The organism is Streptomyces sp. Y20, assembly GCF_043195475.1.
Lineage (GTDB): Bacteria > Actinomycetota > Actinomycetes > Streptomycetales > Streptomycetaceae > Streptomyces.
On the sequence record NZ_JBIDDP010000014.1, the window covers coordinates 16,903 to 42,503 of the forward strand.

The following is a 25,601-nucleotide window of genomic DNA, read 5'->3' on the forward strand; positions in this document are numbered from 1 at the left end:
CCCGTTCCCTTCCCCGTCCCTCAGAAGCGGTACTGCTCGTCGTACCCGGCGCCGGGCTGCGGCCGCTGGGCGCCCTCCTGGTGCGGGTGGGGCTGCTCCTGCGGGAGTTCGCCGCCGTACGTCTCGTCGGTGCGCTGCTGCGGCACCCACACCCCGTTGGCCGGGGGCTCGCCGTATCCGCCACCGGCGTACGGGTCCTGGGCGTAGCCCTGCTGGCCGTACTGCTGGGAGTAGTCGGTGCCGTAGGAGGCGTCGCCGTAGGGCTGGCTGCCGATGTACGGGTCGGAGTAGTTGGCGTAGGCCTGCTGGCCCGCGCCGTCGTAGCCGGAGCCCTGCTGGCCGTAGCCGGAGTAGTCGTAGGCGTAGTTCTGCTGGGCCCCGCCCTGGGACTGGGCGGTCTCGGCGTAGGCGGGGCCGCCGTAGACGCCGTAGTTGCCGGTGTCGTCGGGGAGGGGCTGCGGCGCGTACACGTCGCCGGTCCCGGCGGCGGTGGGCTCGGCCGGCCGGGAGGCGGGCGGGGTGAAGACGTCGTCGCGGTCGTAGTCGTCGTAGTCGCCGGACGCCGGGCCCCGGCTGCCGTAACCGTCATGGGCGTCAAGGGCGCCGTGGTCGGCGTCCCGGTCGTCGGCGGTGCCGTCGAACCGCGTGCCGGTGTCCTGCGTGTCCGGTTCGCGCCGGTCCGCCCGGCCGCGGCGACGCTTGCTGCCGCCGTCGGCCTCCGGCCCGGGGCGCTTGACGGCCCAGCCGGAGGCGAACCCGCGGCGGAACGACAGCGTGACGTAGGTCTGGCCGACCGCGAAGGCGATCGCGCCCAGTCCGATCACGACGACGGAGGGGATCAGTACACCGAGCACGACACCGACGAAGCCGGCGAAGGCGAGCAGCCGCCAGCGCAGGCGCGCCTTGTACTGCAGCAGTACCTCACCGAGCAGCCACAGCGCGACGCCGCCGAACGCGATGTAGAGGACCGTCCAGCCCATGTACGCCCCTCTCCCAGTGGCTCCGCAGTGTGTCCTATCGCGGTGCGGCCGGTCTAGGCCTGCGGGGGGTGGTGCAGGCCCAGGTTCTCGTAGATTTCCAGAGTCGCCGTGGAGTTGTTGAGCGTGATGAAGTGCAGTCCGGGCACTCCCTCGGCCAGCAGCCGAGCGCAGAACTCCGTGGCGAAGTCGATACCGATGGAGCGTACCGCCGCCGGATCGTCCTTCGCTGCGAGGATCCGCTCTTTCAGGGCATCCGGGAAGCGGGCGTTGCTGAGCTTCGGCAACCGTTCCAGCATCTTCACGCTGGTGACCGGCAGGATCTCGGGGATGACGGGGGTCTCGCAGGCCGCCGCCGCCACCCGGTCACGCAGCCGCAGATAGGACTCCGGCCGGAAGAACATCTGCGTGATGGCGTAGTCGGCACCCGCGCGGCACTTGTCCACGAAGTGCGCGACGTCGGTATCCCAGTCCGCGGAGCGCGGATGCATCTCCGGGAACGCGGCGACGCCCACGCAGAAGTCGCCCGACTCCTTGATGAGCCGGACGAGTTCGGCGGCGTAGGTCAGGCCCCGGGGGTGCGGCACCCACTCGCCCATGGGGTCGCCGGGCGGGTCGCCGCGCACGGCGAGCATGTTGCGGATGCCGGCGTCCGCGTACTGGCCGATGATGTTGCGCAGTTCGGCGATGGAGTGGTCGACCGCGGTGAGGTGGGCGACCGGGGTCAGCGTGGTGTCGGCGACGATCTGCTCGGTCTCCTTGACCGTGCCCGCGCGGGTGGAGCCGCCGGCGCCGTAGGTCACGGAGACGAAGTCGGGAGCGACCGCCTCGACCCGCCGCAGCGCGCTCCACAGGTTCCGCTCGCCCTTGGGAGTCTTCGGCGCCGAGAACTCGAACGAGTAGACCGTCTTGCCGGTGGCGAGCATGTCACGCACGGTACGTGCGCGATCAGTCCTGGTGGACGCGGTTCCGAGGGCCATACCCGCAGGTTAACCAGGGGTGGGCGGTCCCCCAACCGGTCAGGGGGTATTCGTCTGAATTATCTGCTTTCTGTCCAGCAGGTGGACAGCGGACGCGGGCCGAACCGGACGGCCGCCACCGGGCCCCGCGCCACCGGGTCTCACCTCACCGGCTCTCGCGCAGCCGCTTCGCGAACTCGGCCGCCGCGGCGCCCGGGTCGCCGGCCTCGGTGAGGGCGCGGACCACGACGACCCGGCGGGCGCCCGCGTCCAGCACCTCGTCCAGGTTGGCGAGGTCGATGCCGCCGATGGCGAACCAGGGGCGGTCGGTGCCGAGGGCCGCCGTGTGACGGACCAGGTCGAGGCCGGGGGCGGGCCGGCCGGGCTTGGTGGGGGTCGGCCAGCAGGGGCCGGTGCAGAAGTAGTCCACGCCCTGCTGGGCGGCGGCAGCGGTTGCCTCGGCCCCGGAGTGCGTGGAGCGGCCGATCAGCACGTCGTCGCCGAGGATGGCGCGGGCGGCCGGGACCGGCAGGTCGCCCTGCCCGAGGTGCAGCACGCCTGCGCGAGCGGCGTGGGCGACGTCCGCGCGGTCGTTGACCGCGAGGAGCTTGCCGTGCCGGGCGCAGGCGTCGGCGAGGACCCGGAGGTGTTCCAGCTCCTCGGCGGCCTCCATGCCCTTGTCGCGCAGCTGCACGATGTCGACACCGCCGGCGAGGACCGCGTCCAGGAACTCCGGCAGGTCGCCCTGGCGCTTGCGGGCGTCCGTGCACAGGTACAGCCGGGCGTCGGCGAGCGCGGCGCGGGCGGTGTCGGGCATGCGTGGGTCCCCCCGTGATCGGTGTGTCTGACGGTGCGGGCGGCGTGCGGGCGCCGGGCCCGCACGCCGGCCCCTGGTGCGGGCCGCCTCAGACGGCGAGCGCCTGGGCGCGGCGCTTCACCTCCGTGCCGCGATTCTCACTCAGGGCCTGCGCGGGGGTGCCGGGCAGGGTCGGGTCGGGGGTGAAGAGCCACTCGATCATCTCTTCATCGGTGAAGCCGTCGTCCCGCAGGAGCGTCAGGGTCCCGGTCAGGCCCTTGACGATCTTGTCCTCGTCGATGAAGGCGGCGGGGACGTGCAGCGCCCTGTTTTCACCTCGGCGTACGGCGATGAGCTGGCCGTCCTTGACCAGCTGCCGCACACGCGTCACCTCGACACCGAACATCTCGGCGATGTCGGGCAGGGTGAGCCAGGCGGGGACGAGAGCTTCGATCTTTGCGTCAATCTCGGTCACAGGACAAGCCTGCCATCCCCCACCGACAGTCGGAAGCCAGGTGGGTCCACCTGGGACGATGTGCCGGGCCGGCCGGCCGGCGCCGACGTGCCCCGAAGGGCGCGGCCGGCTAGTCGGTGCCGGCGTCCTTCAGAGGGCGGCTCGGGTCGGCCAGTGCCCGGGCGTCCATGCGCCGGCCCGCCTCGATCAGCCGTCGTCCCTGCGCCAGGTCCCGGGGGCGGCCGACCGCCAGCAGGGCCACCAGCCGGTCCTCGCGCAGCCAGCACACCGTCCAGGCCGGTCCCGCCGGGTCGCCGCGCCAGACCAGGCGGTCGGCGGCGGCGTGGTGGCCGGCGTGCTGCACGAACCGGCCGAACTGCTCGGACCAGAAGTACGGCACCGGGTCGTAGGTCTGCGGGGTGTCACCGAGGTGGTCGGCGGCGAGGATGTTCGCGGCGACCGTGCGCGGGCCCTGGAGGGCGTTGTCCCAGTGGTGGACGAGCAGCCGTTCACCGTAGCGGGCCGACGGGAACGAGGCGCAGTCGCCGACGGCGTACACATCCGGCAGGGAGGTGCGCAGGCGGGCGTCGGCGAGGACCTCGCCGTGCGCACCCAGCTCGATGCCGGAGCCGGCCAGCCAGGCGGTGGCGGGGCGGGCCCCGATGCCGACGACGACGGCGCCGGCGGGCAGCCGCGTGCCGTCGGCGAGCACCACCGCGCCGGGCTCCACGCGCTCCACGCGCGCGTGGGTGCGCAGTTCCACGCCGGCGTCGGCGTACCAGGCGGCCATGGGGGCGGCGACCTCGGCGGGCAGGGCACCGGCGAGCGGCCGGTCCGCGGCCTCGACGACGGTCACCGCGCAGCCGGCCTCGCGGGCGGCGGTGGCGAACTCGGCGCCGATCCAGCCGGCGCCGACGACCACGACGTCGTGCTGCCGGGCGAGGACGGGCCGCAGCCGTTCGGCGTCGTCCAGGGTGCGCAGCAGGTGCACGCCGGGCAGGTCCTCGGTGCCGGGCAGGGTGACCGGTTCGGCGCCGGTGGCGAGGACCAGGACGTCGTACGGCACCGGGCCGGTGCCGGTGTCCAGTTCGTGGTCGGCGGGGCGCAGACCGCGCACCTCGCAGCCGAGGCGCAGCTCGACGCCGAGGGACTCGAAGTCCACGTCGAAGGCGGATCCCTCGGCCTTGCCGAGCAGGACGGCCTTCGACAGCGGCGGCCGGTCGTAGGGCTGGTGGGCCTCGGCCCCGATGACGGTCACCGTGCCCCGGAAGCCCTGTTCGCGCAGGGCGACCGCGGTCTGGACCCCGGCCATGCCCGCACCGACGACCACCACGCGGGGTCCTTGCGACGTGCCCTCTTGCGCTGTCTGCTCGCTCACCCGATCACCTTAGTCAGGTGACGTTCCGTCAGTCAGGGGGCGTGCTCGGTGACCTGTTCCACAACGCTGGTGCCGGACCCGGGCCGGGACTCCCACTCCCAGGTCTCCTCCAGCCGCAGCCGCCCGTCGGGCAGCTCCACGACCGTGGACACGCAGTGCCCCGAGGCGGTCGTCCCGTCGGTCCTCAGCTGCACGTAGCGGAAGTCCAGCCGGTCGCCCTCGCGGGTGCCGACCAGGTGGCCCCGCACGACGTCGCCGCCCGCGTACCCGGCCCAGATCGCGCCGTCGTCCTCGCGGTAGGCGAACCGGGTGCGGGTGCCCACCTGACCTGGGGCCTGGTCCGCCACAGGGGCGAAATGCAGGCCGTCGAGCGAACGGGACATGGCGGAGGACTCCCTTACGCGTGGCGAGGGGGGCGGGCTAGGGTGGCCACCGTACAAGCACTCGCGGGAGCCCGGACGCACCGGGCTGAGAGGGAGGCTGGCGGCCTCCGACCGTACGAACCTGATCCGGGTCATGCCGGCGAAGGGAGGGGCTGGACGCCCATGTCGTCACGTACGTCCGACGTCCTCGTCATCGGGGGCGGGATCATCGGCCTGGTCACGGCCTGGCGGGCCGCGCAACGCGGCCTGGCCGCGGCCGTGGTGGACCCCGAGCCGGGTGGCGGGGCCGCCCGGGTCGCGGCCGGAATGCTGGCCGCGGTCACCGAACTGCACTACGGCGAGGAGACGTTGCTCGCCCTCAACCTGGAGTCGGCCCGCCGCTACCCCGACTTCGTGGCCGAGCTGACCGAGCTGACCGGCCACGACCCCGGTTACCGCCCCTGCGGCACCCTCGCCGTCGCGCTCGACGCCGACGACCGCGCCCACCTGCGGGACCTGCACGCCTTGCAGCAGCGCTCGGGGCTCGCCTCCGAGTGGCTGTCCGGGCGGGAGTGCCGGCGCCTGGAGCCGATGCTGGCACCCGGGGTGCGCGGCGGCCTGCGGGTCGACGGCGACCACCAGGTCGACCCGCGGCGGCTGTCGGCGGCCCTGATGGCGGCGTGCGAGCGGGCCGGCGTGGTGTTCCACCGCGCGTGGACCGAGCGGCTGGACCTCGCGGGGGGCCGGGCCGCCGGGGTCACCACGGCGGACGGGACCGCACTGAGCGCCGGACAGGTGGTGCTCGCGGCCGGGAGCCTGAGCGGGCGGCTCGCGGGCCTGCCGGAGGAGCTGCGTCCCCCCGTCCGGCCCGTCAAGGGGCAGGTGCTGCGGCTGAGCGTGCCGCGCCGGTTCGCGCCGTTCCTGAGCCGTACCGTGCGGGCGGTGGTCCGCGGCAGCCAGGTCTATCTGGTGCCCCGGGAGAACGGCGAGCTGGTCGTCGGCGCCACCAGCGAGGAGCTGGGCTGGGACACGACGGTCACGGCGGGCGGCGTGTACGAGCTGCTGCGCGACGCCCACGAGCTGGTGCCCGGCATCACCGAGCTGCCGCTCACCGAGACCCGGGCCGGGCTGCGGCCCGCCTCCCCGGACAACGCCCCCCTGCTCGGCCCGTCCGGCCTGGACGGACTGCTGCTGGCCACCGGGCACCACCGCAACGGGGTGCTGCTCACGCCGGTCACCGGGGACGTGCTGGCGCACACCCTGGTCACCGGCGCCCTTCCTCCGGAGGCACGTCCGTTCACCCCGCGGCGGTTCGGCGCCGCACCCGTGGAGCAACTGGAGCAGCCCGCATGAGCGTCTGTGTCACCGTCTCCGTCAACGGCGAACCCCGCCGCATCGTCGCGGGCACCGCGCTGGACACCCTGGTGGGGTCCCTCACCGCGGCGCCGCGCGGAGTGGCCGCCGCCGTCAACGAGACCGTCGTCCCACGCGCGCGGTGGGCGGCGACCGCGCTCGCCGAGGGCGACCGCGTCGAGGTCCTCACCGCCGTGCAGGGAGGCTGAGTCATGGCCGACGATCCCCTGGTCCTCGGTGGGCTGACCCTGTCGTCCCGGCTGATCATGGGCACGGGAGGGGCGCCCAGTCTGGACGTGCTGGAGCGCTCGCTCGTCGCCTCCGGCACGGAGCTGACCACGGTCGCGATGCGCCGGGTGGACCTCGGCGTGCACGGCTCGGTGCTGTCCGTGCTGGAGCGGCTCGGCATCCGGGTGCTGCCGAACACGGCGGGCTGCTTCACCGCCGGCGAGGCCGTGCTGACGGCCCGGCTGGCCCGGGAGGCGCTGGGCACGGACCTGATCAAGCTGGAGGTCATCGCCGACGAGCGGACGCTGCTGCCGGACCCGGTGGAGCTGCTGGACGCCGCGGAGACCCTGGTCGACGAGGGGTTCACGGTGCTGCCGTACACCAGCGACGACCCCGTCCTCGCGCGGAAGCTGGAGGACGCCGGCTGTGCGGCGGTGATGCCGCTGGGCTCACCGATCGGGTCCGGGCTCGGCATCCGCAACCCGCACAACTTCCAGCTGATCGTGGAGCACGCGCGCGTGCCGGTGATCCTGGACGCGGGGGCGGGTACGGCGTCCGACGCGGCCCTCGCGATGGAGCTGGGCTGTGCCGGGGTGATGCTGGCGTCCGCGGTGACGCGGGCGCAGGAGCCGGAGCTGATGGCCGCGGCCATGAGACACGCCGTGGAGGCGGGGCGGCTGGCCCGGCGGGCCGGGCGGATCCCGCGGCGCCACTTCGCGGAGGCCTCCTCCCCGGCCGCGGGCCTCGCCCGCCTCGACCCGGAGCGGCCCGCCTTCTAGGCTCTTCCGCACGGAGCGGGGACCGGCTCCGGGCGGCCCCCGCCCGCCGCCGGGTCACGCGCGCGTGACGGTCACAGCTCTGCTGCATTCCGCCGCCGGGGCCACCGTGGCCGGCGGTGGTGCCGGTGGGTCCTCGTAGACTCCCCTGCGTGGATACGACCCTTCAGGACCCCCTCGTCGGTCAGCTGCTCGACGGCCGCTACCGCGTCGACGCGCGGGTCGCGGCCGGCGGGATGGCCACGGTCTACCGGGCCCTGGACACCCGCCTGGACCGCGTCCTCGCGCTGAAGGTGATGCACCCGGCGCTCGCGGTCGACGGGTCCTTCGTCGAGCGGTTCATCCGGGAGGCGAAGTCCGTCGCCCGGCTCGACCACCCCAACGTGGTGCAGGTCTTCGACCAGGGCACCGACGGGTCGTACGTGTACCTGGCGATGGAGTACGTCGCCGGGTGCACCCTGCGGGACGTGCTGCGCGAGCGGGGCGCCGTGCAGCCGCGGGCCGCGCTGGACATCCTGGAGCCGGTGCTGGCCGCGCTGGGCGCCGCCCACCGGGCCGGGTTCGTGCACCGGGACATGAAGCCGGAGAACGTGCTGATAGGGGACGACGGCCGGGTCAAGGTCGCCGACTTCGGGCTGGTGCGCTCCGTGGACACGGTGACCAGCACGACGGGCGCCGTCCTCGGGACGGTCTCCTATCTCGCCCCGGAGCAGATCGAGCAGGGCACCGCGGACCCCCGCGTCGATGTGTACGCGTGCGGTGTGGTCCTGTACGAGATGCTGACCGGCGGCAAGCCGCACGCCGGTGAATCCGCGGCCCAGGTGCTCTACCGGCACATCCACGAGGACGTGCCGCCGCCCTCGGCGCTCGTGCCCGCGCTGCCGTACCAGCTGGACGAGCTGGTGGCGTCGGCCACCGCGCGCACCGCGGACCTCCGGCCGCACGACGCCGTGGCGCTGCTCCTCCAGGTGCGCGAGGCCCGCGAGGGGCTGACCGACGAGCAGCTGGACGCGCTGCCGCCGCAGGCGCTGACCGCGGAGCACGACAACGCCGGTGACCGCACGAGCGTGATCCCGCGCTCACTGACCGTGCCCCGGCCGCGGCCCGTCGACGGCGACGCCCCCGCGGACGTCACCGACCGCACCGCCCGCTTCGCGAGCCCGCCGCCGCCTCTTCCCCGGCGGCGCCCGGCGCGGCCGCGGCGCACGGTGCTGGCGGTCGTCGCGGCGGTTCTGGTGGTGTTCGGCGTGGGCGCCGGGATCTGGTACATCAACTCCGGCCAGTTCACCGAGGTCCCGCCGCTGCTGGCGAAGACCGAGGCGCAGGCGAGGGCGCGGCTGAAGGACGCCGGGCTCGACGTCGGGCAGGTCAAGCACGCCTACAACGACACCATCAGGCGCGGCACGGTCATCAGCAGCGACCCGGCGGCCGGCGGCCGGATCCGGGACCACGACGCGGTGACCCTGACCGTGTCGCTGGGCCCGAAGACGGTGAAGGTGCCGGACGTGGCGGGCCGGCCGCTGGCGAAGGCGCGGGCGCGGCTGAAGGCGGACGGTCTGGAGCCCGGCATGGTGACGCGCGCGTTCAGCGACGACGTACCCAGGGGCTCGGTGATCGGTACGACCCCGGACGCGGGCACCGAGCGGCACGCCGGGTCGGCGATCGCGCTGACCGTCAGCAAGGGCAGCCCCATCGACGTGCCGGACGTCACCGGCGAGGACGTGGACGGCGCGAAGCAGGAGCTGACGGACGCGGGGCTGGCCGTGCGGATCGCCACCGGGCGGGTCAACTCCTCGTACGACAAGGGCGAGGTGGCCGCCCAGAGCCCCCGGGACGGCGCGAGGGCCGCCGAGGGTGACACGGTCACGCTGACGCTGTCCAAGGGCCCGGAGATGATCAAGGTCCCGGACGTGGTCGGGGACAGCGTGGACGACGCGCACGCGCGGCTGGAGGCGGCCGGCTTCGAGGTCGACGACGACCGCGGGCTGCTCGGACTGTTCGGCGACACCGTGAAGAAGCAGTCGGTGGCCGGCGGCGACAGGGCGCCCAAGGGAGCGACGATCACGATCACGATCCGGTGAGCGGAGTCACCGCGGACCGCGGTCCGGGCGCCGCGCCGGGCATGACACCCTGAACGGGTGAGTCCCGATCCGTCGTCCCCCCTCCCCCGCAATCCGGTCGGCAGCCATGTGCCCGTGGCGGGCGGCCTGCACTCCGTGGGCCTGTCCTACGCCCGTGAGCTGAAGGCCGAGACCGTGCAGGTCTTCGTCGCCAACCCGCGCGGCTGGGCCACGCCCGCCGGGAACCCGCGTCAGGACGAGGCGTTCCGCGCGGCGTGCGCCGAGGAGTCGGTACCGGCGTACGTCCACGCCCCCTACTTGATCAACTTCGGCTCGCACACCGAGGCGACCGTGGAGCTGTCGGCGCAGTCGCTGCGGCACTCGCTGCGGCGCGGCCGGGAGATCGGCGCGCTGGGCGTGGTCGTGCACACCGGGAGCGCGACCGGCGGACGGGCGCGGGAGGTGGCGCTGAAGCAGGTGCGCGAGCACCTGCTGCCGCTGCTGGACGAGCTGACCCACGACGACGATCCGTTCCTGCTGCTGGAGTCGACCGCCGGACAGGGCGCCTCGCTGTGCTCGCGGACCTGGGACTTCGGGCCGTACTTCGAGGCGCTGGACGCACATCCGAAACTGGGCGTGTGCCTGGACACCTGCCACATCTTCGCCGCCGGGCACGACCTGGCCGGCCCGGACGGCATGCACCGCACCCTGGACGCGCTCGTGGACACGGTCGGCGAGGGCCGGCTGAAGCTGATCCACGCCAACGACTCCAAGGACGTGGCGGGCGCGCACAAGGACCGACACGAGAACATAGGCGCCGGCCACATCGGCGAGGATCCTTTCCGCGCCCTGATGACCCATCCGGCGACGGCGGGCGTCCCGCTGGTCATCGAGACGCCGGGCGGCCGGGAGGGCCACGCGGCGGACGTGGAGCGGCTGAAGAGACTCCGGGATTCCTGACCCGCTCAGGAATACCCCCTGGGGGTACCTGGTTCCTTAGGACGGCAGGAACCGTCACTCGGCTCGGGGGAATCCATGGACCAGACCCGCACCGGCCACGGACACCAGCACCAGCACCAGCACCGAGGACACACCGGCACCTCGGCCACCTGGCCGGCGGCCGTACGCGCCACGCTGCACTGCCTGACCGGCTGCGCGATCGGCGAGGTGCTCGGCATGGTCGTGGGCACCGCGTTCGGCTGGGGCAACCTCCCGACCACGCTGCTGGCGATCGTCCTGGCCTTCTTCTTCGGCTACGCGCTGACCCTGCGCGGGGTCCTGCGCGCCGGGGTGGACGTTCGTACGGCCGTCCGGGTGGCGCTGGCCGCCGACACCCTGTCCATCGCCGTGATGGAGCTGATCGACAACGGGGTGATCGTGCTCTGGCCGTCCGCGATGGACGCGGCGCTCGGTGATCCGCTGTTCTGGATCTCGCTCGCGGTCTCGCTCACGCTCGCCTTCGTCGTGACCACGCCGGTCAACCGGTGGACGATCGGGCGGGGCAAGGGGCACGCGGTGGTGCACCAGTACCGTCACTGACCCCCGGGGGGGGCCGGGGGTCACAGCTCGGGGCCGTCGCCGGGCTCCTCCTGGTAGGAGTAGCGCTGCTCCTTCCAGGGGTCCCCGATGTTGTGGTACCCGCGCTCCTCCCAGAAGCCGCGCCGGTCGGCGGTCATGTACTCCACGCCCCGGACCCACTTGGGCCCCTTCCAGGCGTACAGGTGCGGCACGATGAGGCGGACCGGGAAGCCGTGCTCGGCGGTGAGGAGCTCGCCGTCCTTGTGGGTGGCGAAGATCGTGCGGTCGGAGGCGAAGTCCGCGAGGCGCAGGTTCGAGCTGAAGCCGTACTCCGCCCAGACCATCACATGGGTGACGTCGGGCGCCGGCGGCGCGAGGTCCAGGATCGTGCGGGCGGGGACGCCGCCCCACTCCGCACCGGGCATGCTGAACTTCGTCACGCAGTGCAGGTCGGCCACCACGGTGGTGTACGGCAGCGCCGTGAACTCCTCGTGGTCCCAGGTGTGCTTGTCACCGTCGGCGGTGGCGCCGAAGATCCGGAACTCCCAGCGCTCGGGCCGGAACTTGGGCACCGGCCCGTAGTGCGTGACCGGCCAGCCGCGCTGGAGCCGCTGACCCGGCGGAAGCTCGGACCCTGCCGCCGCCTCAGACTCTCGCTCGACCGGATGACCCATGTATCCATCCTGACAGACCTCGGGCGATGCCCTTGACCACCCGCACACGAACCGAACAATCACGGACAACTCAGTACGTACTCACTAAGTACGCACTTACTGGACGATCATCGTCGCCGGTGCAATCATGCCGCCGCACACTCCCCCGTCCCCCGTGTGGAAGGAGCCGCCGCGATGCAGGGCGACCCCGAGGTCATCGAGTTCCTCAACGAGCAGCTCACCGCCGAGCTGACCGCCATCAACCAGTACTTCCTGCACGCGAAGATGCAGGAGAACTTCGGCTGGACGAAGCTCGCCAAGTACACGCGGCACGAGTCGTTCGACGAGATGAAGCACGCCGAGGTGCTCACCGACCGGATCCTGTTGCTGGAGGGGCTGCCCAACTACCAGCGGCTGTTCCACGTCCGGGTGGGGCAGACGGTCCGGGAGATGTTCGAGGCCGACCGGCAGGTCGAGGTGGAGGCGATCGACCGCCTCAGGCGGGGCATCCGGGTGATGCGCGAAAAGGGTGACATCACGTCCGCGAACATCTTCGAGGACATCCTCGCCGACGAGGAGCAGCACATCGACTACCTGGACACCCAGCTGGAACTGCTGGAGAAACTCGGCGAGGCCCTCTACATCGCCCAGGTGATCGAGCAGCCGGAGAGCTGAGCCGCGTCGCGGCTACGCGGCGTCCGCCACCTCCGCCGGTGCGGGCAGGCCCCGGCCGGCCGGCTCGGGACGCGGGGCGGCGCCCCGGCCGAGAAGGGCCTGGATGCGGCGGACACAGGAACCGCAGTCGGTGCCGGCCTTGCAGGCGGAGGCGACCTGGCGCGGGGTGCAGGCGCCGTTCGCCGCGTGCCGCTCGACCTGGGCCTCGGTGATGCCGAAGCAGCTGCACACGTACACGCGGTCACCTCCCGACGGGATCGCTGTCCTCCTGCCCCCCATTCCCGGTGAGGCAAACCTAACCTTACCCATACCCGCGGGGCCCGTGAAAGAGCGGGGGCGCGGATCGCATGTGATCCGCGCCCCACGAGACCGGTGCTTCCCGGTCAGTGCTCCCCGGTCACTGGTCCCGGTACATCTCGGCCACGAGGAACGCCAGGTCCAGCGACTGGCTGCGGTTCAGCCGCGGGTCGCAGGCCGTCTCGTAGCGCTGGTGCAGGTCGTCGACGAAGATCTCGTCGCCGCCGCCCACGCACTCGGTGACGTCGTCGCCGGTCAGCTCCACATGGATGCCGCCCGGGTGGGTGCCGAGCGCCTTGTGGACCTCGAAGAAGCCCTTGACCTCGTCGAGCACGTCGTCGAAGCGGCGGGTCTTGTGCCCGGAGGCCGCCTCGAAGGTGTTGCCGTGCATCGGGTCGGTCACCCAGGCCACCGTCGCCCCGGACGCCGTGACCTTCTCCAGCAGCTCGGGGAGCCGGTCGCGGATCTTGTCGGCGCCCATACGGACGATGAAGGTCAGCCGGCCCGGCTCCCGCTCGGGGTCGAGGCGGTCGATGTACCGCAGCGCCTCCTCGGCCGTGGTGGTGGGGCCGAGCTTGATGCCGATCGGGTTGCGGATCTGCGAGGCGAACTCGATGTGCGCACCGTCCAGCTGCCGGGTGCGCTCCCCGATCCACACCATGTGCGCCGAGACGTCGTACAGCTTGCCGGTGCGGGAGTCGACCCGGGTCAGGGCGGATTCGTAGTCCAGCAGCAGCGCCTCGTGCGAGGAGAAGAACTCGACGGTCTTGAACTCCTCCGGGTCCGTGCCGCAGGCCCGCATGAAGTTCAGCGCGTTGTCGATCTCCCGCGCGAGCTGCTCGTAGCGCTGGCCGGACGGCGAGGTCCGCACGAAGTCCTGGTTCCAGGCGTGCACCTGGCGCAGGTCGGCGTAGCCGCCGGTGGTGAAGGCGCGGACCAGGTTCAGCGTGGAGGCCGAGGCGTTGTACATGCGCTTCAGCCGCTCGGGGTCCGGGATGCGGGACTCGGGGGTGAAGTCGAAGCCGTTGACGGAGTCGCCCCGGTACACCGGCAGGGTGAGGCCGTCGCGGGTCTCGGTGGGCTTCGAACGGGGCTTGGAGTACTGCCCCGCGATACGGCCGACCTTCACCACCGGCACGGAGGCCGCGTAGGTGAGGACGGCACCCATCTGGAGCAGCGTCTTCAGCTTGTTGCGGATGTGGTCGGCCGACACCCCGTCGAAGGCCTCGGCGCAGTCGCCGCCCTGGAGGAGGAACGCCTCTCCCTTGGCGACGGCCGCCATCCGGGCGCGCAGCTGGTCGCACTCGCCCGCGAAGACGAGCGGCGGATACGACTCGAGGTCCGCGATCGCTGCGCGCAGGGCCTCGGCGTCGGGGTACTCGGGCTGCTGCGCCGCGGGCAGGTCTCGCCAGGTGTTGCCAGCGCTCGGGCTGGTCTTAGCGTTCACGGTCACCCCATAAACACTACGGGGTCGCGTCGAATGATTTTGCTCCGGCTCGAAGAATGAGACGCAAGGATCACGCCCTGGACACCGTGGGGGTGGGGTAGGGTTTTTCGCATGTTCGCGCCGTCGATCCGAAACTGGTGGTGGACCGCTTCTCCGGCGGCCCGCTGATCGCGCGTACCCACACTTCGCGAAGGCCGCCCGAGGGGCGGCCTTCGGCGTTCCCGGGGCCGTTCCTCTCCGTCACACGATCGAGAAGGAAGCCGACCCGTGCGTCTGAAGGACCTGCTCCTCGACCCCCGCCCCTTCGCCCTGCTCCGCCGCCGCACCCCCGGCCGTGACGAGCGGACGGTGGAGGTGCTGCTCGGGCCGGTGACCCGCCGCGAGCGGCTCGCCGACCTGCCGGACGAGGGGCTCGCCCTCGTTCCGTTCGGGCAGATCCGCGAGCGCGGCTTCGACGTCCGCGACGACGGCACCCCGCTGCTCGTCCTCACCCCCGAGGAGACGCACACCCTGCCCCTGGACGAGGTCCTCGCGCAGCTGCCCGCGCACGGCGTGCGGGTCGAGGACGGCGGATTCGACGTGCCCGACGAGGAGTACGCGCGGATCGTCGGCCGCGTGCTGCGCGAGGAGATCGGCCGGGGCGAGGGCGCGAACTTCGTGATCCGGCGCACGTACGAGGGCCGCATCCCCGGCTTCGGCCGCGCCGACGCGCTCGCGCTGTTCCGGCGGCTGCTCGCGGGCGAACGCGGCGCGTACTGGACGTTCGTGGTGCACACCGGGCCGCGGGCGGGCGGCCGGACGCTGGTCGGCGCCAGCCCCGAGGTGCACGTCCGGATGTCCGGGGGGACGGTCGTGATGAACCCGATCAGCGGGACGTACCGCTATCCCGCCGGGGGCCCCACGCCGGAGCACCTGCTCTCCTTCCTCGGCGACCGCAAGGAGACCGAGGAACTGTCGATGGTCGTCGACGAGGAACTGAAGATGATGTGCACCGTCGGCGACATGGGCGGAGTCGTCGTCGGCCCGCGGCTGAAGGAGATGGCGCACCTGGCGCACACCGAGTACGAGCTGCGCGGCAGGTCGTCACTGGACGCGCGGGACGTGTTGCGGGAGACCATGTTCGCGGCGACCGTCACCGGCTCGCCGGTGCAGAACGCCTGCCGGGTGATCGAGCGGTACGAGCCCCTCGGGCCGGACGGCACGGGCCGCGGGTACTACGCCGGTGCGCTGGCGCTGCTCGGCCGGGACTCCGCAGGCGCCCAGACCCTCGACTCCCCCATCCTGATCCGCACCGCCGACATCGGGGCCGACGGCCGGGTGCGCGTCCCGGTCGGGGCCACGCTGGTGCGCGGCTCGGACCCGGCCGGCGAGGTCGCGGAGACCCACGCCAAGGCCGCGGGCGTGCTGGCCGCCCTCGGGGTCCGGCCGGCCCCGCCGCGCACGGAGCACGGGCGGCCCCGGCTGGCCGACGACCCGCGGGTGCGGGCCGCGCTGGACGGGAGGCGGGCCGCGCTCGCCCCGTTCTGGCTGCGGATGCAGGACCGCGCCCCGCAGCCCACCGGGCACGCCCTCGTGGTCGACGGCGAGGACACGTTCACCGCGATGCTGGCGCACGTGCTGCGCTCGGGCGGCCTCGGGGTGAGTGTGCGGCGCTACGACGAGCCGGGGCTGCGGGCGGCTGTGCTCGCGCACGGGGGACCGGTGGTGCTCGGTCCCGGCCCCGGTGACCCCCGCGACGCGGCCGATCCGAAGATGCGGTTCCTGCGGGCGCTCACCGCCGATGTCCTGCGGACGCGCCGGCACGGGGTACTGGGTGTCTGCCTGGGGCATGAGCTGATCGCCGCCGAGCTGGGCCTGGAACTCGTCCGCAAGGAGGTGCCCCACCAGGGGGCGCAGACGGTGATCGACCTGTTCGGGCGGCCGGAGACCGCCGGCTTCTACAACAGCTTCGCCGCCCGCTGCGACGACGGGGCGGCCCGCGGGCTGGCCGCCCGCGGCGTCGAGGTGAGCCGGGCGGCGAACGGCGAGGTGCACGCGCTGCGGGGTCCCGGGTTCGCCGGGGTGCAGTTCCATCCGGAGTCGGTCCTCACCCTGAACGGCGCGGCGGTCATCCATGAGCTGCTCGGCGGGCTGCGCGGGGCGCGCGTGACGCCGTAGACGCGAGCAGGACGGCGTGGACGCGAGCAGGACGGCGTGGACCGGGCGGGCCCGGGGACCGTACGCGGTTCCCGGGCCCGGCCGGGCCTCAGCCGAAGAACACGCCGACCTCCCGGTACAGCTCCGGGTCCACCGTCTTCAGCCTGGCCGTCGCCTCGGCGAGGGGGACGCGGACGATGTCGGTGGCGCGCAGGGCGACCATCGTGCCGAAGTCGCCGTCGTGGACGCAGTCGACGGCGTGCAGCCCGAAGCGGGTGGCGAGCCAGCGGTCGTAGGCGCTGGGGGTGCCGCCGCGCTGGACGTGCCCGAGGACCGTGGTGCGGGCCTCCTTGCCGGTACGGCGCTCGATCTCCTTGGCCAGCCACTCGCCCACCCCGGACAGCCGGACGTGCCCGAAGGAGTCCAGCGACCCGTCCTTGAGCACCATGGCGCCGTCCTTGGGCATGGCGCCCTCGGCGACGACCACGATCGGCGCGTACGACGCCCGGAAGCGGGAGGTCACCCAGGCGCAGACCTGCTCGATGTCGAAGCGCTGCTCGGGGATGAGGATGACGTTGGCGCCGCCGGCCAGGCCCGAGTGCAGGGCGATCCAGCCGGCGTGCCGGCCCATCACCTCCACCACCAGGACCCGCATGTGGGACTCGGCGGTGGTGTGCAGCCGGTCGATGGCCTCGGTGGCGATGTTGACGGCGGTGTCGAAACCGAAGGTGTAGTCGGTGGCGGACAGGTCGTTGTCTATCGTCTTGGGCACTCCGACGCAGGGCACCCCGTACCCGTCGGACAGTCGCGCGGCGACGCCCAGCGTGTCCTCGCCGCCGATCACGACGAGGGCCTGGACGTCCAGCTCGGCCAGGTTGTCCTTGATCCGGCGGATGCCGTTCTCCTCCTTGAGGGGGTTGGTCCGCGACGAGCCGAGGATGGTGCCGCCGCGGGGCAGGATGCCGCGCACCGCGGGGATGCCGAGGGGCACGGTGCCGCCTTCGAGGGTGCCGCGCCAGCCGTCCCGGAAGCCGACGAAGTCATAGCCGTACTCCTGCACGCCCTTGCGGACGATGCCCCGGATGACGGCGTTGAGCCCGGGGCAGTCGCCGCCTCCCGTCAGTACTCCGACGCGCATGGGGAAGTCCCTTCTCCGCGGTTGCCTGACGACCTGTCACGCTAATGGTGAGTCAGGTCACACGGGAGGGGCGGGGACGAGTGATTCCGGCGCACGGCCCCGCGCGCGCTACGCGTCGTCGAGCCCGCGCTCGATCGCGTACCGCACCAGCTCCACCCGGTTGTGCAGCTGGAGCTTGCCCAGGGTGTTCTGGACGTGGTTCTGCACCGTGCGGTGGGAGATGACGAGGCGCTCGGCGATCTGCTTGTAGCTCAGGCCCTTCGCCACCAGCCGCAGCACCTCCGTCTCCCGGTCCGTCAGACGCGGCGCACCCGGCTCACCGGCGTCCGGGGCGGACGCGGGCTCGGCGGCCAGCCGCCGGTACTCCCCGAGGACCAGACCGGCGAGGCCGGGCGTGAACACCGGGTCGCCGGCGGCGGTACGGCGCACCGCGTCCAGCAGTTCCCCCGTGGAGGCGGACTTCAGCAGGTAGCCGGTCGCGCCGGACTTCACGGCCTCCAGCACGTCCGCGTGCTCGCCGCTCGCGGAGAGCACGAGGACCCGCAACGCCGGGTTGTGGGCGACCAGTTCCCTGCACACCTGGACACCGGGCTTGGCGGGCAGGTTGAGGTCCAGGACCAGGACGTCGGGAGCGGCGGCCCTGGCGCGGCGGACCGCCTGCTCGCCGTCGCCGGCGGTGGCGACCACCTCCAGGCCGGACTCGGCCAGGTCCCGGGCGACCGCGTCCCGCCACATCGGATGGTCGTCCACCACCATGACCCTGATCGGGTCCCGCTGCTCCGTCATCGCTGCTCCGCCTTCTTCCCCCGCGCCCGCACGGCGCCCTTCGGTACCTTCAGTTCCACTTCCGTGCCCTGCCCGGGGACGGAGACGATCTCGGCGCTGCCGCCGAGATCGCGCAGCCGGCCCCGGATCGACAGGGCCACTCCGAGCCGTCCCTCGCCCTCGGCCTGGGCGAGCCGGCCCGCGGGGACGCCGGGGCCGTCGTCCCGGACGGTGACGACGACCTCGGCCGGCTCGTCCTCCACCAGGATCCAGGCCCGCGCCTCCTGCCCGGCGTGCCGGCGCACGTTGTCCAGGGCGGCGCCGACGGCGGCGGCCACCTCCCGGGCCACGGCCGGCGGCAGCGGCACCGGGGCGCCGGGCTCGGCGAGGGCGACCCGGGCGCAGGCGTACGGAGCGAGCAGGCAGCGCAGGTCGACCGGGCCGGGCGGGCCGTCCTCGTCCGCGACCTCGACGGCACGGACGACGGCTCCGGCCGCCGCGTCCCGCGACACCCGGGACACGGGCGCCGGACCGCCCGACACCAGCGTGCGCAGCGCCACCTCCTGCTCACCGGCCAGCCGGCCCAGCTCGGCCGCCTCGCCGCCGAGGGCGGTGCCGCGCCGCTTCACCATCGCCAGCACCTGGAGCACGCCGTCGTGGATGTCCCGGGCCAGCCGCTCGCGCTCCCGGGTCGTGGCCTCGATCTCCAGGGCGCGCGCGAGGGTGCGTTCGGAGGCGCGGGCCACCTCCACCACGTAGCCGATCGCGATGGAGGCGACCCAGACGAGGATCACGTTGTGCACGGTGTCCCGGGCGGGGCGGCCCCGCTCGGCCAGGTTGGCGGCGGCCACGGCCGTGGAGGCGACGGCCGCCCAGCGCCAGCCGCCCTTGAGGGCGAAGGCCAGCACCGCGCCGGCCGTCCATATCGACGGCAGGGTGGGACCGCCGCCAGCGATCCGCTCGTGGCTGTCGGCGAGCGGGGTGAGCAGGATGCCGGCGAGGGCGACGGCCAGGTCGGCACCCAAGAAGCCCCGGGTGCAGCTCGCCGCGTTCGCCACCCTGGGCAGGGTGGCGAGGGTCCACACCACCAGGACGGCGTAGTAGCCGACGGCGATCCAGGGCCGGACGAACTGGCCGTACGCGGTGGCGCACAGGCCGATGGCGTACAGCGTGGTCAGGACGCGGTAGCCGGCCAGCGCGCGCCACAGCGGCAGCTCGACCGACATCCGTACGACGCGCTCGCGCTTGGGCATGTCCCCCGGTCCCCCCGATGTCCCCCGGCTCCCGGACCCCCCGTCCAGGAACCGCCCGGCTACTTCTCGGCCGTCTCGGCCCTCTCCGCTGTCTCCGCCCTCTCGGCCGTCTCGGCCCTCTCGGCCTTCTCCGCTTTCTCCCTGGCGGCCTTCGCAGCCTTCGCCGCCTCCGCGATCTGCCGTTTGGCGGCGGTGGCGTACATGTCGACGTACTCCTGGCCGGACAGCTTCATGATCTCGTACATGACCTCGTCGGTCAGCGCGCGCAGCACGAACCGGTCGTGTTCCATGCCCTGGTAGCGGCTGAAGTCCATGGGCCGCCCGATGCGGATGCCGGGCCGCATCAGCTTCGGCACGACCTTGCCGGGCGGCTGGATCTTCTCCGTGTCGATCATGGCGACCGGGATGACGGGCGCACCCGTGGCGAGCGCCACGCGCGCGAGGCCGCCGGGCTTGCCCCGGTACAGCCGCCCGTCGGGCGAACGGGTGCCCTCGGGATAGATGCCGAACAGCTCGCCGCGCTCCAGGACCTCCATGCCGCTCCTGACCGCCGCCTCGCCGGCGCCCCGCGACCCGGAGCGGTCCACCGGCAGCTGGCCCACGCCCTTGAAGAAGGCCGCGGTGAGGCGGCCCTTCACGCCCGGGGTGGTGAAGTACTCGGCCTTGGCGATGAAGGTGACCTTGCGGTCCAGCACGGCCGGCAGGAAGAACGAGTCCGAGAAGGACAGGTGGTTGCTGGCCAGGATGGCGGGACCCTCGGCCGGAATGTTCTCCATGCCCTCCACCCAGGGCCTGAAGGCGACCTTCAGCGGGCCTCCGATGGCGACCTTCATCGTGCCGTACAACACCCGTGTGCCTCCCGTTTCCGTCGAACAGACCATAACCCGGGGGACCGTCAATGGGCCCGACGACCCTGGTCGGTGTCAGTGCGGTCGCGTACGGTGAAGCACATGCCAGTTCTCCCCGGAGCCGAGCCGTACCGCCACCAGGGCGGGGAGGTGGGGGTTCTCCTCTGCCACGGCTTCACCGGCTCACCCCAGTCGCTGCGCCCGTGGGCGGAGCACCACGCGGCCCATGGCCTGACCGTCTCCCTTCCACTGCTGCCCGGCCACGGCACCCGCTGGGAGGACATGCAGCTCACGGGCTGGCAGGACTGGTACGCGGAGGTGGACCGCGAACTGCGCGTCCTCACCGACCGGTGCTCCCAGGTGTTCGTCGCCGGCCTGTCGATGGGCGGTGCGCTGGCCCTCCGGCTCGCCGCGCTGCACGGCGAGCGGGTCACGGGAGTGGTGGTCGTCAACCCCGCGAACAAGGTGCACGGCCTGTCCGCGTACGCCCTTCCGGTGGCCCGGCACCTGGTGCGGACGACGAAGGGAATCGCCAGCGACATCGCGAAGGAGGGCGCGGCCGAACTGGGGTACGACCGGGTGCCGCTGCACGCGGCGCACTCGCTGCGGGTGTTCCTGCGCCGGCTGGACGGCGAGCTGCCGCAGGTCACCCAGCCGCTGCTGCTGCTGCGCAGCGCCCGGGACCACGTCGTGCCGGCGGCCGACCCGGCCCGGGTCCTGAGCCGGGTGTCGTCCACGGACGTGACGGAGAGCGTGCTGGAACACAGCTACCACGTCGCGACGTTGGACCTTGACGCGGACCGGATCTTCGAGGAGAGCCTCGCTTTCATCGGCCGGCTCGCACCCAGTGTCGGCAAGGAAGGGACGGCCGCAGTTGGCTGAGCACGACTCCGGCCGGGAGGACCGGGAGCCGGACGAGCAGGGGGTGCCCTTCGACGAGGACGCCGCCTGGCGGGCCATCGTCGCCGGGTTCGGCCAGGAGCCGCCGGATCCGCCCGGCGCACGGCCCTTCAAGGCGGTGGAGGACCTGGCGCTGCTGGAGAAGAACGGCGGGCCGGACACCGCGGGGAACGCCGGGACGGACGCGGGTCCGGACACCGGTACGGACACCGCCGAGGACGGCGAGGGCGACGACGCGGGGCGGCGGCCCGCCCGGCCGCTGGGTGGCTCGGTCTCCTTCGCGGTCGGGATCGGCCCGCGCGACCACACGCCCGCCGAGCCGTCCGACGACGACTTCGACGAGGACGACGAGGGCCACTTCGTGCCGCCGGAGCCGCCGCCGCTGCCGGCCGCCGACACCACGTCCAGGTTCGCCTGGCTGGGTGTCGTCGGCGGCCCGGTACTGCTCCTGCTGGCGGTGCTGCTCGGCTGGGACATGACCTGGTGGCTGGCGACCCTCGGCATCGGCGGCTTCCTCGGCGGCTTCGCGACCCTGGTGACGCGGATGCGGACGGACGACGAAGAGGAGGACGGCCCCGGGCGCGGGGCCGTGGTCTGACACCGGCGCGGGTCCCGCCTCAGGCGGCCGGGACCCGCAGCGCGGCCAGCACCGGGAGGTGATCGGTGGCCGCGGTGAGGTCGGCGTGCGTGACGCCCGGCTGGTCCAGCGGTACGCCGCAGCCGAGCACCTCGATGCCTCCGGTCGCGAAGACCGCGTCGATGCGCTGCCGGGGATCGGCCGGGGTGGAGGTGAACTCGCCGCCCCAGGGTGCCGTGGTGCGGCAGTCCTGGAGGCGGGCGGCGAGAGCGCGGAAGGTGTCGCCGTCGGGGCGCTCGTTGAGGTCGCCGCCCGCGACGGCGTGTTCCACACCGAGCCCGTCGAGACGTTCCAGCAGCTGGGCGCCCTGCTCGCGGCGCTCCTTCCGGTTCAGGCTGAGATGGCAGCTGATCACGCCGAGACGGACGCCGCCGAACCGGACCACCGCCGTGGCCAGACCGCGGCGGTGCAGGCCGGGGGTGAGCGGGAGCAGGACGTCCTCCGTGCGCTCCACCGTGGCCCGCAGCGTGCACAGGACCGCCGGCCCCGCGGCCGTGGCACCACCGGTCAGGACGACCTGGCCGGAGGCCGCGGCGAGCCGGGCGAGCTTCTTGCGCCAGCGGAAGAAGCGGGGGGCCTCCTGCACGAGGACCAGGTCGGGGGCGCAGGCGGTGATGACACGGGCGAGCGCGTCCGTGTCGTCGCGCATCGACCGGATGTTGTAGCTCAGGACCCGGATGACCGCGGAACCATCGGGCTCCGTGCGCGAGTTGGGAAGCAGCGGAGTTGCCATGCCGTCAATTTACGCCGCATGGGGAACGCGGGGCGCCTGTGGCTCGGGGGCGTGCGGCTCGGGCCGCCGCGCGCCGCATGAGTCGACCGCGCGCGAACCGGGGTGAGCCCGCGGCCGGACTCCGGAACGGTCCAGGGCGAGCCTCGGGCGAGGCTGAGGTGTCGGGCCGGGAGCGGGTCCGGACCCGGGACCGAGCGCCGAACTCCGGTGCCGGGCCCGAGCGCGAAACCCGGGTGAGGCCCGGGGGCCGGGCCGGGAGCGGGTCCGAAGGCGAGACCCGGGCGCCAACGCCGCTGCCAGGCCCCGGCGCGCACCCCGGACGAGCCCCGGGCGGCAGGCCGGGAGCGGGGCCGGGGTGAGATCCCGGTGCCGGGATCCGGCGCAGGGGACGGGGCCCCGGATGGGATGGGGCGGTGTCCGGCTGGGTCGGCGCCCGCGTTCCTGGGTCGGACGCGGGCGCCGTGGCTCGGACGGGGGGGTGCTACATGATCGGGTCGGGCTCGCGGGCCAGGTCAGCCGCGCCGACCATGCCGGCCTTGTTGCCGAGCTGGGCCGCGATCACGTCGGCCACCGGCCGCCAGTTGCCGCCGACCAGCCAGCGCTTGTACGACTTGCGGATCGGGTCGAGGACCAGGTCACCCTCGTCGGAGAGACCACCGCCGACGATGAAGGCGGAGGGGTCGAAGAGGGAGGCCAGGTCGGCGAGACCGGCGCCGGCCCAGCGGGCCAGCTCCCGGTAGGAGTCCACGGCCACCGGGCAGCCCTGGCGGGCGGCCATGGAGATGTGCTTGCCCTCGATGCCGTCGGGGGTGCCGTCGCCGAGCGACAGCAGCACCTCGGCACGCTCGGGAGTGGCGTTGGCGCGCTGCTTGGCGTAGCGGACCAGGGCGCGGCCGGAGGCGTACTGCTCCCAGCAGCCCTGCGAGCCGCAGCCGCACAGCAGGCCGTCCGGGACCATCCGGATGTGGCCGAACTCGGCGGCCACGCCGAAGTGGCCGCGGCGCAGCTTGTTGCCGATGATGATGCCGCCGCCGAGGCCGGTGCCGAGCGTGATGCAGATGACGTTGCGGTGGCCCTTGCCGGCCCCGAACCTGTACTCGCCCCAGGCGGCGGCGTTGGCGTCGTTCTCGACCACGACGGGCAGGCCGGTGCGGGCCTCGACCTTCTCCTTGAGCGGCTCGTTGCGCCAGTCGATGTTGGGCGCGAAGTACACCGTGGAGCGCTGCCGGTTGACGTATCCGGCCGCGCCGATGCCCACACCGACGATGTCGTGCCCGGCACGCGCACCCTCCACCGCCGAGGCGATGGCGTCCACGATGGCCTCGGGCGTGGTGGGGGTCGGCACCTTGAAGGTCGAGAGGATGTTGCCTTCCTCGTCGACCACGCCGGCCGCGATCTTCGTGCCGCCGATGTCGACGCCGATGGTGAGTCCCATGAATCCCTCAGTTCCGGTCGAGCCCCGCTACGGCCAACCGTACCCGAGGCCCTGCCGTGGCAGGGCTTCAGTCCAGGTCGATGCGTTCTCCCGGACCGGTGCCCTCGTCCCCGCCGGGCCGGCCCGGCCGGTCGGGCCCGTCGGGCCGGTCGTCGGCCCGTCCGGCCGAGCGGGCGGTCCAGCGGTGCTCCTGGGCCTGTACGGCCGAGCGGTAGGCGGCGAGCAGCTCACCGCCGGCCGCGGCGAGATGGTCGAACACGTCCGGGTTGCGCTCCACGACGGGTTCGACGGCGGCCTTCGCCTGCTCGACGACCTGCCGCACCACCTGCTGCGCGGCGGGTCCGGCGAGGGGGCCGAGCAGGGGGGAACGCAGGCCGGACAGCTTGTCGGCGACCGTGTCCATGAGCTTCCTCAGCTCCTCGGCCGCGGAGCCCGGCGGCGGGCCGTGTCCGGTGTGGCGGCGGGCCTTCTCGGCGGCCAGGTCCTCGGCACAGGCCGTGGCCCAGGCGTCGGCGTCGGTCGCCCGCGGCTCGTCCGGTTCGGGTGCGGGGCGCTCTTCGCTCATGGCGGACTCCTGACGACGGTTCGCCCTTACGACGTTACCCGAACGGACGTGCCCCGTTCACCGTCCGGCGGCGGGCCACAGGCCGGGATCGGGGGCGAACCGGACGCGCAGCTCACCCTCGCGGAGCGCGGCCCCGGCGACGGTGCAGCGGCGCAGGGCGGACGGCAGCGGCACGATCCGGCGGAACGGCCCCGCGGTGATCAGGAGTTCGTCACCGCGCCGGACCAGGTCCAGCTCCTCCCGTATCGCGCCGGGCAGCGGAAGGTGCCAGACCAGTACGCCGTCCTCGGCGGTCCGGTCGGTGACGGGCCACTCGACCGGGGTGGGCGCCGGGTTGACGCCGGGTACGTCGAGGGCTTCCAGGTCGTCGGTGCCGTGCGGGTCGCGTCCGAGGTGGGGCACGGGGTGGACGCCGTACGGCTCCTCCCGCCAGCCGTCGAGGGTCTTGCGCTGCTGGGCGTGGAGCCCGGCGAGCCAGTCGCCGCCGGCCTCGGGCAGGACCCGGTTGGCGATCAGGGCCTCGGTGCGCAGGCCGCGCAGGGCGAGACCGAGGCATGCGGCGCGGACGGCGTCGGCACCGGCCGGGCCGGGTTCGGCGACCAGGCGCACGGCGGTGTTCCGGTCGGCGAGGACGGCCTGCGCGGCGGCGAGTTCGACATCCCAGCGGGCCGCCGTCTCGTACAGCCATTCGGCGGGCATGGGGACGCCGGCCAGCCGGCCGAGGACCGGGCGCAGGGCGCGGGCGGCCCGCCGCTCGGGGGGCAGCAGGCGGCGCAGGTAGCGGCGCAGTTCCTCGGGCAGGGCGAGCACGGCGAGGGCCTGCGGGAGGGGTGGGAGGTCGACGACGAGGGCGTCGTAGCGCTCGGAGAGGGCCGCGTCCCGCAGGGCGCGCAGGAAGGACAGTTCCTCGGCACCGGGCAGCGGCGTGACCTCCTCGGCGTCCAGGCGGGCGGCGCCGAGGAGGTCGAGGACGTTCGCGGCGCGGGTCTGGAAGGCGGTGAGGTCCTCGCGGAAGCGGGCGGAGGCGTCGGGCCGCCAGACGGTGAGGCGCTCGGCGGCCCCGGCGGGATCCGGTCCTGTCGCGGCGCCCAGTGCCGCGCCCGGGGTGTCGGTGCGGTCGGCACTCAGCAGGAGGGTGCGGTGTCCCTCGCGGGCGGCGGTGAGCGCGGTGGCGGCGGCGATCGTCGTACGGCCGCTGCCGCCGGGGCCCGTGATCAGGATGGTGCGCATGGAGGTGAACGCTACCGTCGTGCGCGCG

The 25,601-nt window shown here is 73.5% G+C and carries 28 protein-coding genes and 1 riboswitch; of the genes, 11 read left to right on the forward strand and 17 right to left on the reverse strand.

The window, feature by feature from the left end; translation table 11 throughout:
* Positions 1-20: 20 nt before the first annotated feature.
* From ACGFT1_RS28645 to ACGFT1_RS28670, 6 genes are all read right to left on the reverse strand, one after another.
* Complete coding sequence (locus ACGFT1_RS28645) at positions 21-980, reverse strand: hypothetical protein (RefSeq protein ID WP_373911879.1); 960 nt, start codon at positions 978-980, stop codon at positions 21-23.
* 53 nt (positions 981-1,033) lie between these two features.
* Entirely contained in the window at positions 1,034-1,957 is a 924-nt protein-coding gene (gene metF, locus ACGFT1_RS28650) for a methylenetetrahydrofolate reductase [NAD(P)H] (RefSeq protein WP_373911880.1), read from the reverse strand.
* A 145-nt stretch (positions 1,958-2,102) separates the two neighbouring features.
* A complete protein-coding gene (gene thiE, locus ACGFT1_RS28655) occupies positions 2,103-2,753 on the reverse strand; it encodes a thiamine phosphate synthase (protein ID WP_373911881.1) in 651 nt (216 codons plus the stop codon).
* Between the two features lie 88 nt (positions 2,754-2,841).
* Positions 2,842-3,207, reverse strand: coding sequence for an Rv2175c family DNA-binding protein (locus ACGFT1_RS28660; protein ID WP_361984823.1), 366 nt, complete (start codon positions 3,205-3,207; stop codon positions 2,842-2,844).
* A gap of 109 nt (positions 3,208-3,316) precedes the next feature.
* Positions 3,317-4,564 carry an NAD(P)/FAD-dependent oxidoreductase gene (locus ACGFT1_RS28665; RefSeq protein ID WP_373911882.1) on the reverse strand — a complete coding sequence of 416 codons (1,248 nt, stop codon included), beginning with the start codon at positions 4,562-4,564 and terminating at the stop codon, positions 3,317-3,319.
* A 32-nt stretch (positions 4,565-4,596) separates the two neighbouring features.
* Positions 4,597-4,947: a hypothetical protein gene (locus tag ACGFT1_RS28670; protein ID WP_373911883.1), complete on the reverse strand. Its 351-nt coding sequence runs from the start codon at positions 4,945-4,947 to the stop codon at positions 4,597-4,599.
* A 53-nt stretch (positions 4,948-5,000) separates the two neighbouring features.
* Positions 5,001-5,112, forward strand: a riboswitch (TPP riboswitch).
* On the opposite strand from ACGFT1_RS28670, the gene thiO reads away from it, so the two are divergent.
* The 6 genes from thiO to ACGFT1_RS28700 all read left to right on the forward strand — a co-directional run bounded on the left by thiO (position 5,110) and on the right by ACGFT1_RS28700 (position 10,882).
* Entirely contained in the window at positions 5,110-6,279 is a 1,170-nt protein-coding gene (gene thiO, locus ACGFT1_RS28675) for a glycine oxidase ThiO (RefSeq protein ID WP_373911884.1), read from the forward strand. (Overlaps the previous riboswitch by 3 nt.)
* Positions 6,276-6,488 (forward strand): sulfur carrier protein ThiS, encoded by a 213-nt coding sequence (gene thiS, locus ACGFT1_RS28680; RefSeq protein WP_373911885.1) that lies wholly within the window; start codon positions 6,276-6,278, stop codon positions 6,486-6,488. The genes thiO and thiS overlap by 4 nt, the downstream gene beginning before the upstream one ends.
* A gap of 3 nt (positions 6,489-6,491) precedes the next feature.
* The gene (locus tag ACGFT1_RS28685; protein WP_373911886.1) at positions 6,492-7,286 is read left to right on the forward strand and encodes a thiazole synthase; all 795 of its coding nucleotides are present in this window, start codon (positions 6,492-6,494) and stop codon (positions 7,284-7,286) included.
* 149 nt (positions 7,287-7,435) lie between these two features.
* Positions 7,436-9,364, forward strand: coding sequence for a Stk1 family PASTA domain-containing Ser/Thr kinase (pknB, locus tag ACGFT1_RS28690; RefSeq protein ID WP_373911887.1), 1,929 nt, complete (start codon positions 7,436-7,438; stop codon positions 9,362-9,364).
* A 57-nt stretch (positions 9,365-9,421) separates the two neighbouring features.
* Positions 9,422-10,303: a deoxyribonuclease IV gene (locus tag ACGFT1_RS28695; RefSeq protein ID WP_373911888.1), complete on the forward strand. Its 882-nt coding sequence runs from the start codon at positions 9,422-9,424 to the stop codon at positions 10,301-10,303.
* Positions 10,304-10,378: 75 nt separating this feature from the next.
* Positions 10,379-10,882, forward strand: coding sequence for a DUF4396 domain-containing protein (locus ACGFT1_RS28700; protein WP_373911889.1), 504 nt, complete (start codon positions 10,379-10,381; stop codon positions 10,880-10,882).
* A gap of 20 nt (positions 10,883-10,902) precedes the next feature.
* Here ACGFT1_RS28700 and ACGFT1_RS28705 read toward each other — a convergent pair whose 3' ends face one another.
* On the reverse strand, positions 10,903-11,535 hold the full coding sequence (locus ACGFT1_RS28705) for a sulfite oxidase-like oxidoreductase (RefSeq protein ID WP_373911890.1): 633 nt from the start codon (positions 11,533-11,535) through the stop codon (positions 10,903-10,905).
* 174 nt (positions 11,536-11,709) lie between these two features.
* Here ACGFT1_RS28705 and bfr point away from each other — a divergent pair, with 174 nt between their 5' ends.
* On the forward strand, positions 11,710-12,189 hold the full coding sequence (gene bfr, locus ACGFT1_RS28710) for a bacterioferritin (RefSeq protein WP_373911891.1): 480 nt from the start codon (positions 11,710-11,712) through the stop codon (positions 12,187-12,189).
* A gap of 12 nt (positions 12,190-12,201) precedes the next feature.
* Here bfr and ACGFT1_RS28715 read toward each other — a convergent pair whose 3' ends face one another.
* Both ACGFT1_RS28715 and ACGFT1_RS28720 read right to left on the reverse strand, forming a co-directional pair.
* Positions 12,202-12,468, reverse strand: coding sequence for a bacterioferritin-associated ferredoxin (locus ACGFT1_RS28715; protein ID WP_373911892.1), 267 nt, complete (start codon positions 12,466-12,468; stop codon positions 12,202-12,204).
* Between the two features lie 118 nt (positions 12,469-12,586).
* Positions 12,587-13,939: a class II 3-deoxy-7-phosphoheptulonate synthase gene (locus ACGFT1_RS28720; RefSeq protein WP_373911893.1), complete on the reverse strand. Its 1,353-nt coding sequence runs from the start codon at positions 13,937-13,939 to the stop codon at positions 12,587-12,589.
* Positions 13,940-14,044: 105 nt separating this feature from the next.
* On the opposite strand from ACGFT1_RS28720, the gene ACGFT1_RS28725 reads away from it, so the two are divergent.
* Together ACGFT1_RS28725 and ACGFT1_RS28730 are read left to right on the forward strand one after the other, a co-directional pair.
* Positions 14,045-14,101: a trp operon leader peptide gene (locus tag ACGFT1_RS28725; RefSeq protein WP_373912062.1), complete on the forward strand. Its 57-nt coding sequence runs from the start codon at positions 14,045-14,047 to the stop codon at positions 14,099-14,101.
* A gap of 99 nt (positions 14,102-14,200) precedes the next feature.
* Positions 14,201-16,090, forward strand: a complete 1,890-nt coding sequence (locus ACGFT1_RS28730; protein ID WP_373911894.1) for an anthranilate synthase family protein — start codon at positions 14,201-14,203, stop codon at positions 16,088-16,090.
* A gap of 88 nt (positions 16,091-16,178) precedes the next feature.
* On the opposite strand, the gene ACGFT1_RS28735 is transcribed toward ACGFT1_RS28730, so the two are convergent.
* The 4 genes from ACGFT1_RS28735 to ACGFT1_RS28750 all read right to left on the reverse strand — a co-directional run bounded on the left by ACGFT1_RS28735 (position 16,179) and on the right by ACGFT1_RS28750 (position 20,070).
* A complete protein-coding gene (locus ACGFT1_RS28735) occupies positions 16,179-17,207 on the reverse strand; it encodes a 6-phosphofructokinase (RefSeq protein WP_373911895.1) in 1,029 nt (342 codons plus the stop codon).
* A gap of 108 nt (positions 17,208-17,315) precedes the next feature.
* Positions 17,316-17,993: a response regulator gene (locus ACGFT1_RS28740; RefSeq protein WP_373911896.1), complete on the reverse strand. Its 678-nt coding sequence runs from the start codon at positions 17,991-17,993 to the stop codon at positions 17,316-17,318.
* A complete protein-coding gene (macS, locus tag ACGFT1_RS28745) occupies positions 17,990-19,225 on the reverse strand; it encodes a MacS family sensor histidine kinase (RefSeq protein WP_373911897.1) in 1,236 nt (411 codons plus the stop codon). Before macS ends, ACGFT1_RS28740 begins: the two co-directional genes overlap by 4 nt.
* A gap of 59 nt (positions 19,226-19,284) precedes the next feature.
* Complete coding sequence (locus tag ACGFT1_RS28750; RefSeq protein WP_373912063.1) at positions 19,285-20,070, reverse strand: lysophospholipid acyltransferase family protein; 786 nt, start codon at positions 20,068-20,070, stop codon at positions 19,285-19,287.
* Positions 20,071-20,175: 105 nt separating this feature from the next.
* Here ACGFT1_RS28750 and ACGFT1_RS28755 point away from each other — a divergent pair, with 105 nt between their 5' ends.
* Positions 20,176-20,955, forward strand: coding sequence for an alpha/beta hydrolase (locus tag ACGFT1_RS28755; protein ID WP_373911898.1), 780 nt, complete (start codon positions 20,176-20,178; stop codon positions 20,953-20,955).
* Positions 20,948-21,571: a hypothetical protein gene (locus ACGFT1_RS28760; protein ID WP_373911899.1), complete on the forward strand. Its 624-nt coding sequence runs from the start codon at positions 20,948-20,950 to the stop codon at positions 21,569-21,571. Before ACGFT1_RS28755 ends, ACGFT1_RS28760 begins: the two co-directional genes overlap by 8 nt.
* A 19-nt stretch (positions 21,572-21,590) precedes the next feature.
* Here ACGFT1_RS28760 and ACGFT1_RS28765 read toward each other — a convergent pair whose 3' ends face one another.
* The 4 genes from ACGFT1_RS28765 to ACGFT1_RS28780 all read right to left on the reverse strand — a co-directional run bounded on the left by ACGFT1_RS28765 (position 21,591) and on the right by ACGFT1_RS28780 (position 25,573).
* Complete coding sequence (locus ACGFT1_RS28765) at positions 21,591-22,343, reverse strand: endonuclease/exonuclease/phosphatase family protein (RefSeq protein WP_373911900.1); 753 nt, start codon at positions 22,341-22,343, stop codon at positions 21,591-21,593.
* Between the two features lie 481 nt (positions 22,344-22,824).
* Complete coding sequence (locus tag ACGFT1_RS28770; protein ID WP_356820662.1) at positions 22,825-23,778, reverse strand: ROK family glucokinase; 954 nt, start codon at positions 23,776-23,778, stop codon at positions 22,825-22,827.
* 67 nt (positions 23,779-23,845) lie between these two features.
* Positions 23,846-24,343, reverse strand: coding sequence for a DUF5304 domain-containing protein (locus tag ACGFT1_RS28775; protein WP_373911901.1), 498 nt, complete (start codon positions 24,341-24,343; stop codon positions 23,846-23,848).
* 57 nt (positions 24,344-24,400) lie between these two features.
* Entirely contained in the window at positions 24,401-25,573 is a 1,173-nt protein-coding gene (locus tag ACGFT1_RS28780) for an ArsA family ATPase (protein ID WP_373911902.1), read from the reverse strand.
* Between the last annotated feature and the right edge of the window lie 28 nt (positions 25,574-25,601).

What these genes read in the sequence shown, in the direction of transcription:
- ACGFT1_RS28645 (WP_373911879.1), bottom strand. Translation starts at nt 980, where the DNA reads ATGGGCTGGACGGTCCTCTACATCGCGTTCGGCGGCGTCGCGCTGTGG.
- metF (WP_373911880.1), bottom strand. Translation starts at nt 1,957, where the DNA reads ATGGCCCTCGGAACCGCGTCCACCAGGACTGATCGCGCACGTACCGTG.
- thiE (WP_373911881.1), bottom strand. Translation starts at nt 2,753, where the DNA reads ATGCCCGACACCGCCCGCGCCGCGCTCGCCGACGCCCGGCTGTACCTG.
- ACGFT1_RS28670 (WP_373911883.1), bottom strand. Translation starts at nt 4,947, where the DNA reads ATGTCCCGTTCGCTCGACGGCCTGCATTTCGCCCCTGTGGCGGACCAG.
- thiO (WP_373911884.1), top strand. Translation starts at nt 5,110, where the DNA reads ATGTCGTCACGTACGTCCGACGTCCTCGTCATCGGGGGCGGGATCATC.
- thiS (WP_373911885.1), top strand. Translation starts at nt 6,276, where the DNA reads ATGAGCGTCTGTGTCACCGTCTCCGTCAACGGCGAACCCCGCCGCATC.
- ACGFT1_RS28685 (WP_373911886.1), top strand. Translation starts at nt 6,492, where the DNA reads ATGGCCGACGATCCCCTGGTCCTCGGTGGGCTGACCCTGTCGTCCCGG.
- ACGFT1_RS28700 (WP_373911889.1), top strand. Translation starts at nt 10,379, where the DNA reads ATGGACCAGACCCGCACCGGCCACGGACACCAGCACCAGCACCAGCAC.
- ACGFT1_RS28705 (WP_373911890.1), bottom strand. Translation starts at nt 11,535, where the DNA reads ATGGGTCATCCGGTCGAGCGAGAGTCTGAGGCGGCGGCAGGGTCCGAG.
- bfr (WP_373911891.1), top strand. Translation starts at nt 11,710, where the DNA reads ATGCAGGGCGACCCCGAGGTCATCGAGTTCCTCAACGAGCAGCTCACC.
- ACGFT1_RS28715 (WP_373911892.1), bottom strand. Translation starts at nt 12,468, where the DNA reads ATGGGGGGCAGGAGGACAGCGATCCCGTCGGGAGGTGACCGCGTGTAC.
- ACGFT1_RS28735 (WP_373911895.1), bottom strand. Translation starts at nt 17,207, where the DNA reads ATGCGCGTCGGAGTACTGACGGGAGGCGGCGACTGCCCCGGGCTCAAC.
- ACGFT1_RS28740 (WP_373911896.1), bottom strand. Translation starts at nt 17,993, where the DNA reads ATGACGGAGCAGCGGGACCCGATCAGGGTCATGGTGGTGGACGACCAT.
- macS (WP_373911897.1), bottom strand. Translation starts at nt 19,225, where the DNA reads ATGCCCAAGCGCGAGCGCGTCGTACGGATGTCGGTCGAGCTGCCGCTG.
- ACGFT1_RS28755 (WP_373911898.1), top strand. Translation starts at nt 20,176, where the DNA reads ATGCCAGTTCTCCCCGGAGCCGAGCCGTACCGCCACCAGGGCGGGGAG.
- ACGFT1_RS28765 (WP_373911900.1), bottom strand. Translation starts at nt 22,343, where the DNA reads ATGGCAACTCCGCTGCTTCCCAACTCGCGCACGGAGCCCGATGGTTCC.
- ACGFT1_RS28770 (WP_356820662.1), bottom strand. Translation starts at nt 23,778, where the DNA reads ATGGGACTCACCATCGGCGTCGACATCGGCGGCACGAAGATCGCGGCC.
- ACGFT1_RS28775 (WP_373911901.1), bottom strand. Translation starts at nt 24,343, where the DNA reads ATGAGCGAAGAGCGCCCCGCACCCGAACCGGACGAGCCGCGGGCGACC.
- ACGFT1_RS28780 (WP_373911902.1), bottom strand. Translation starts at nt 25,573, where the DNA reads ATGCGCACCATCCTGATCACGGGCCCCGGCGGCAGCGGCCGTACGACG.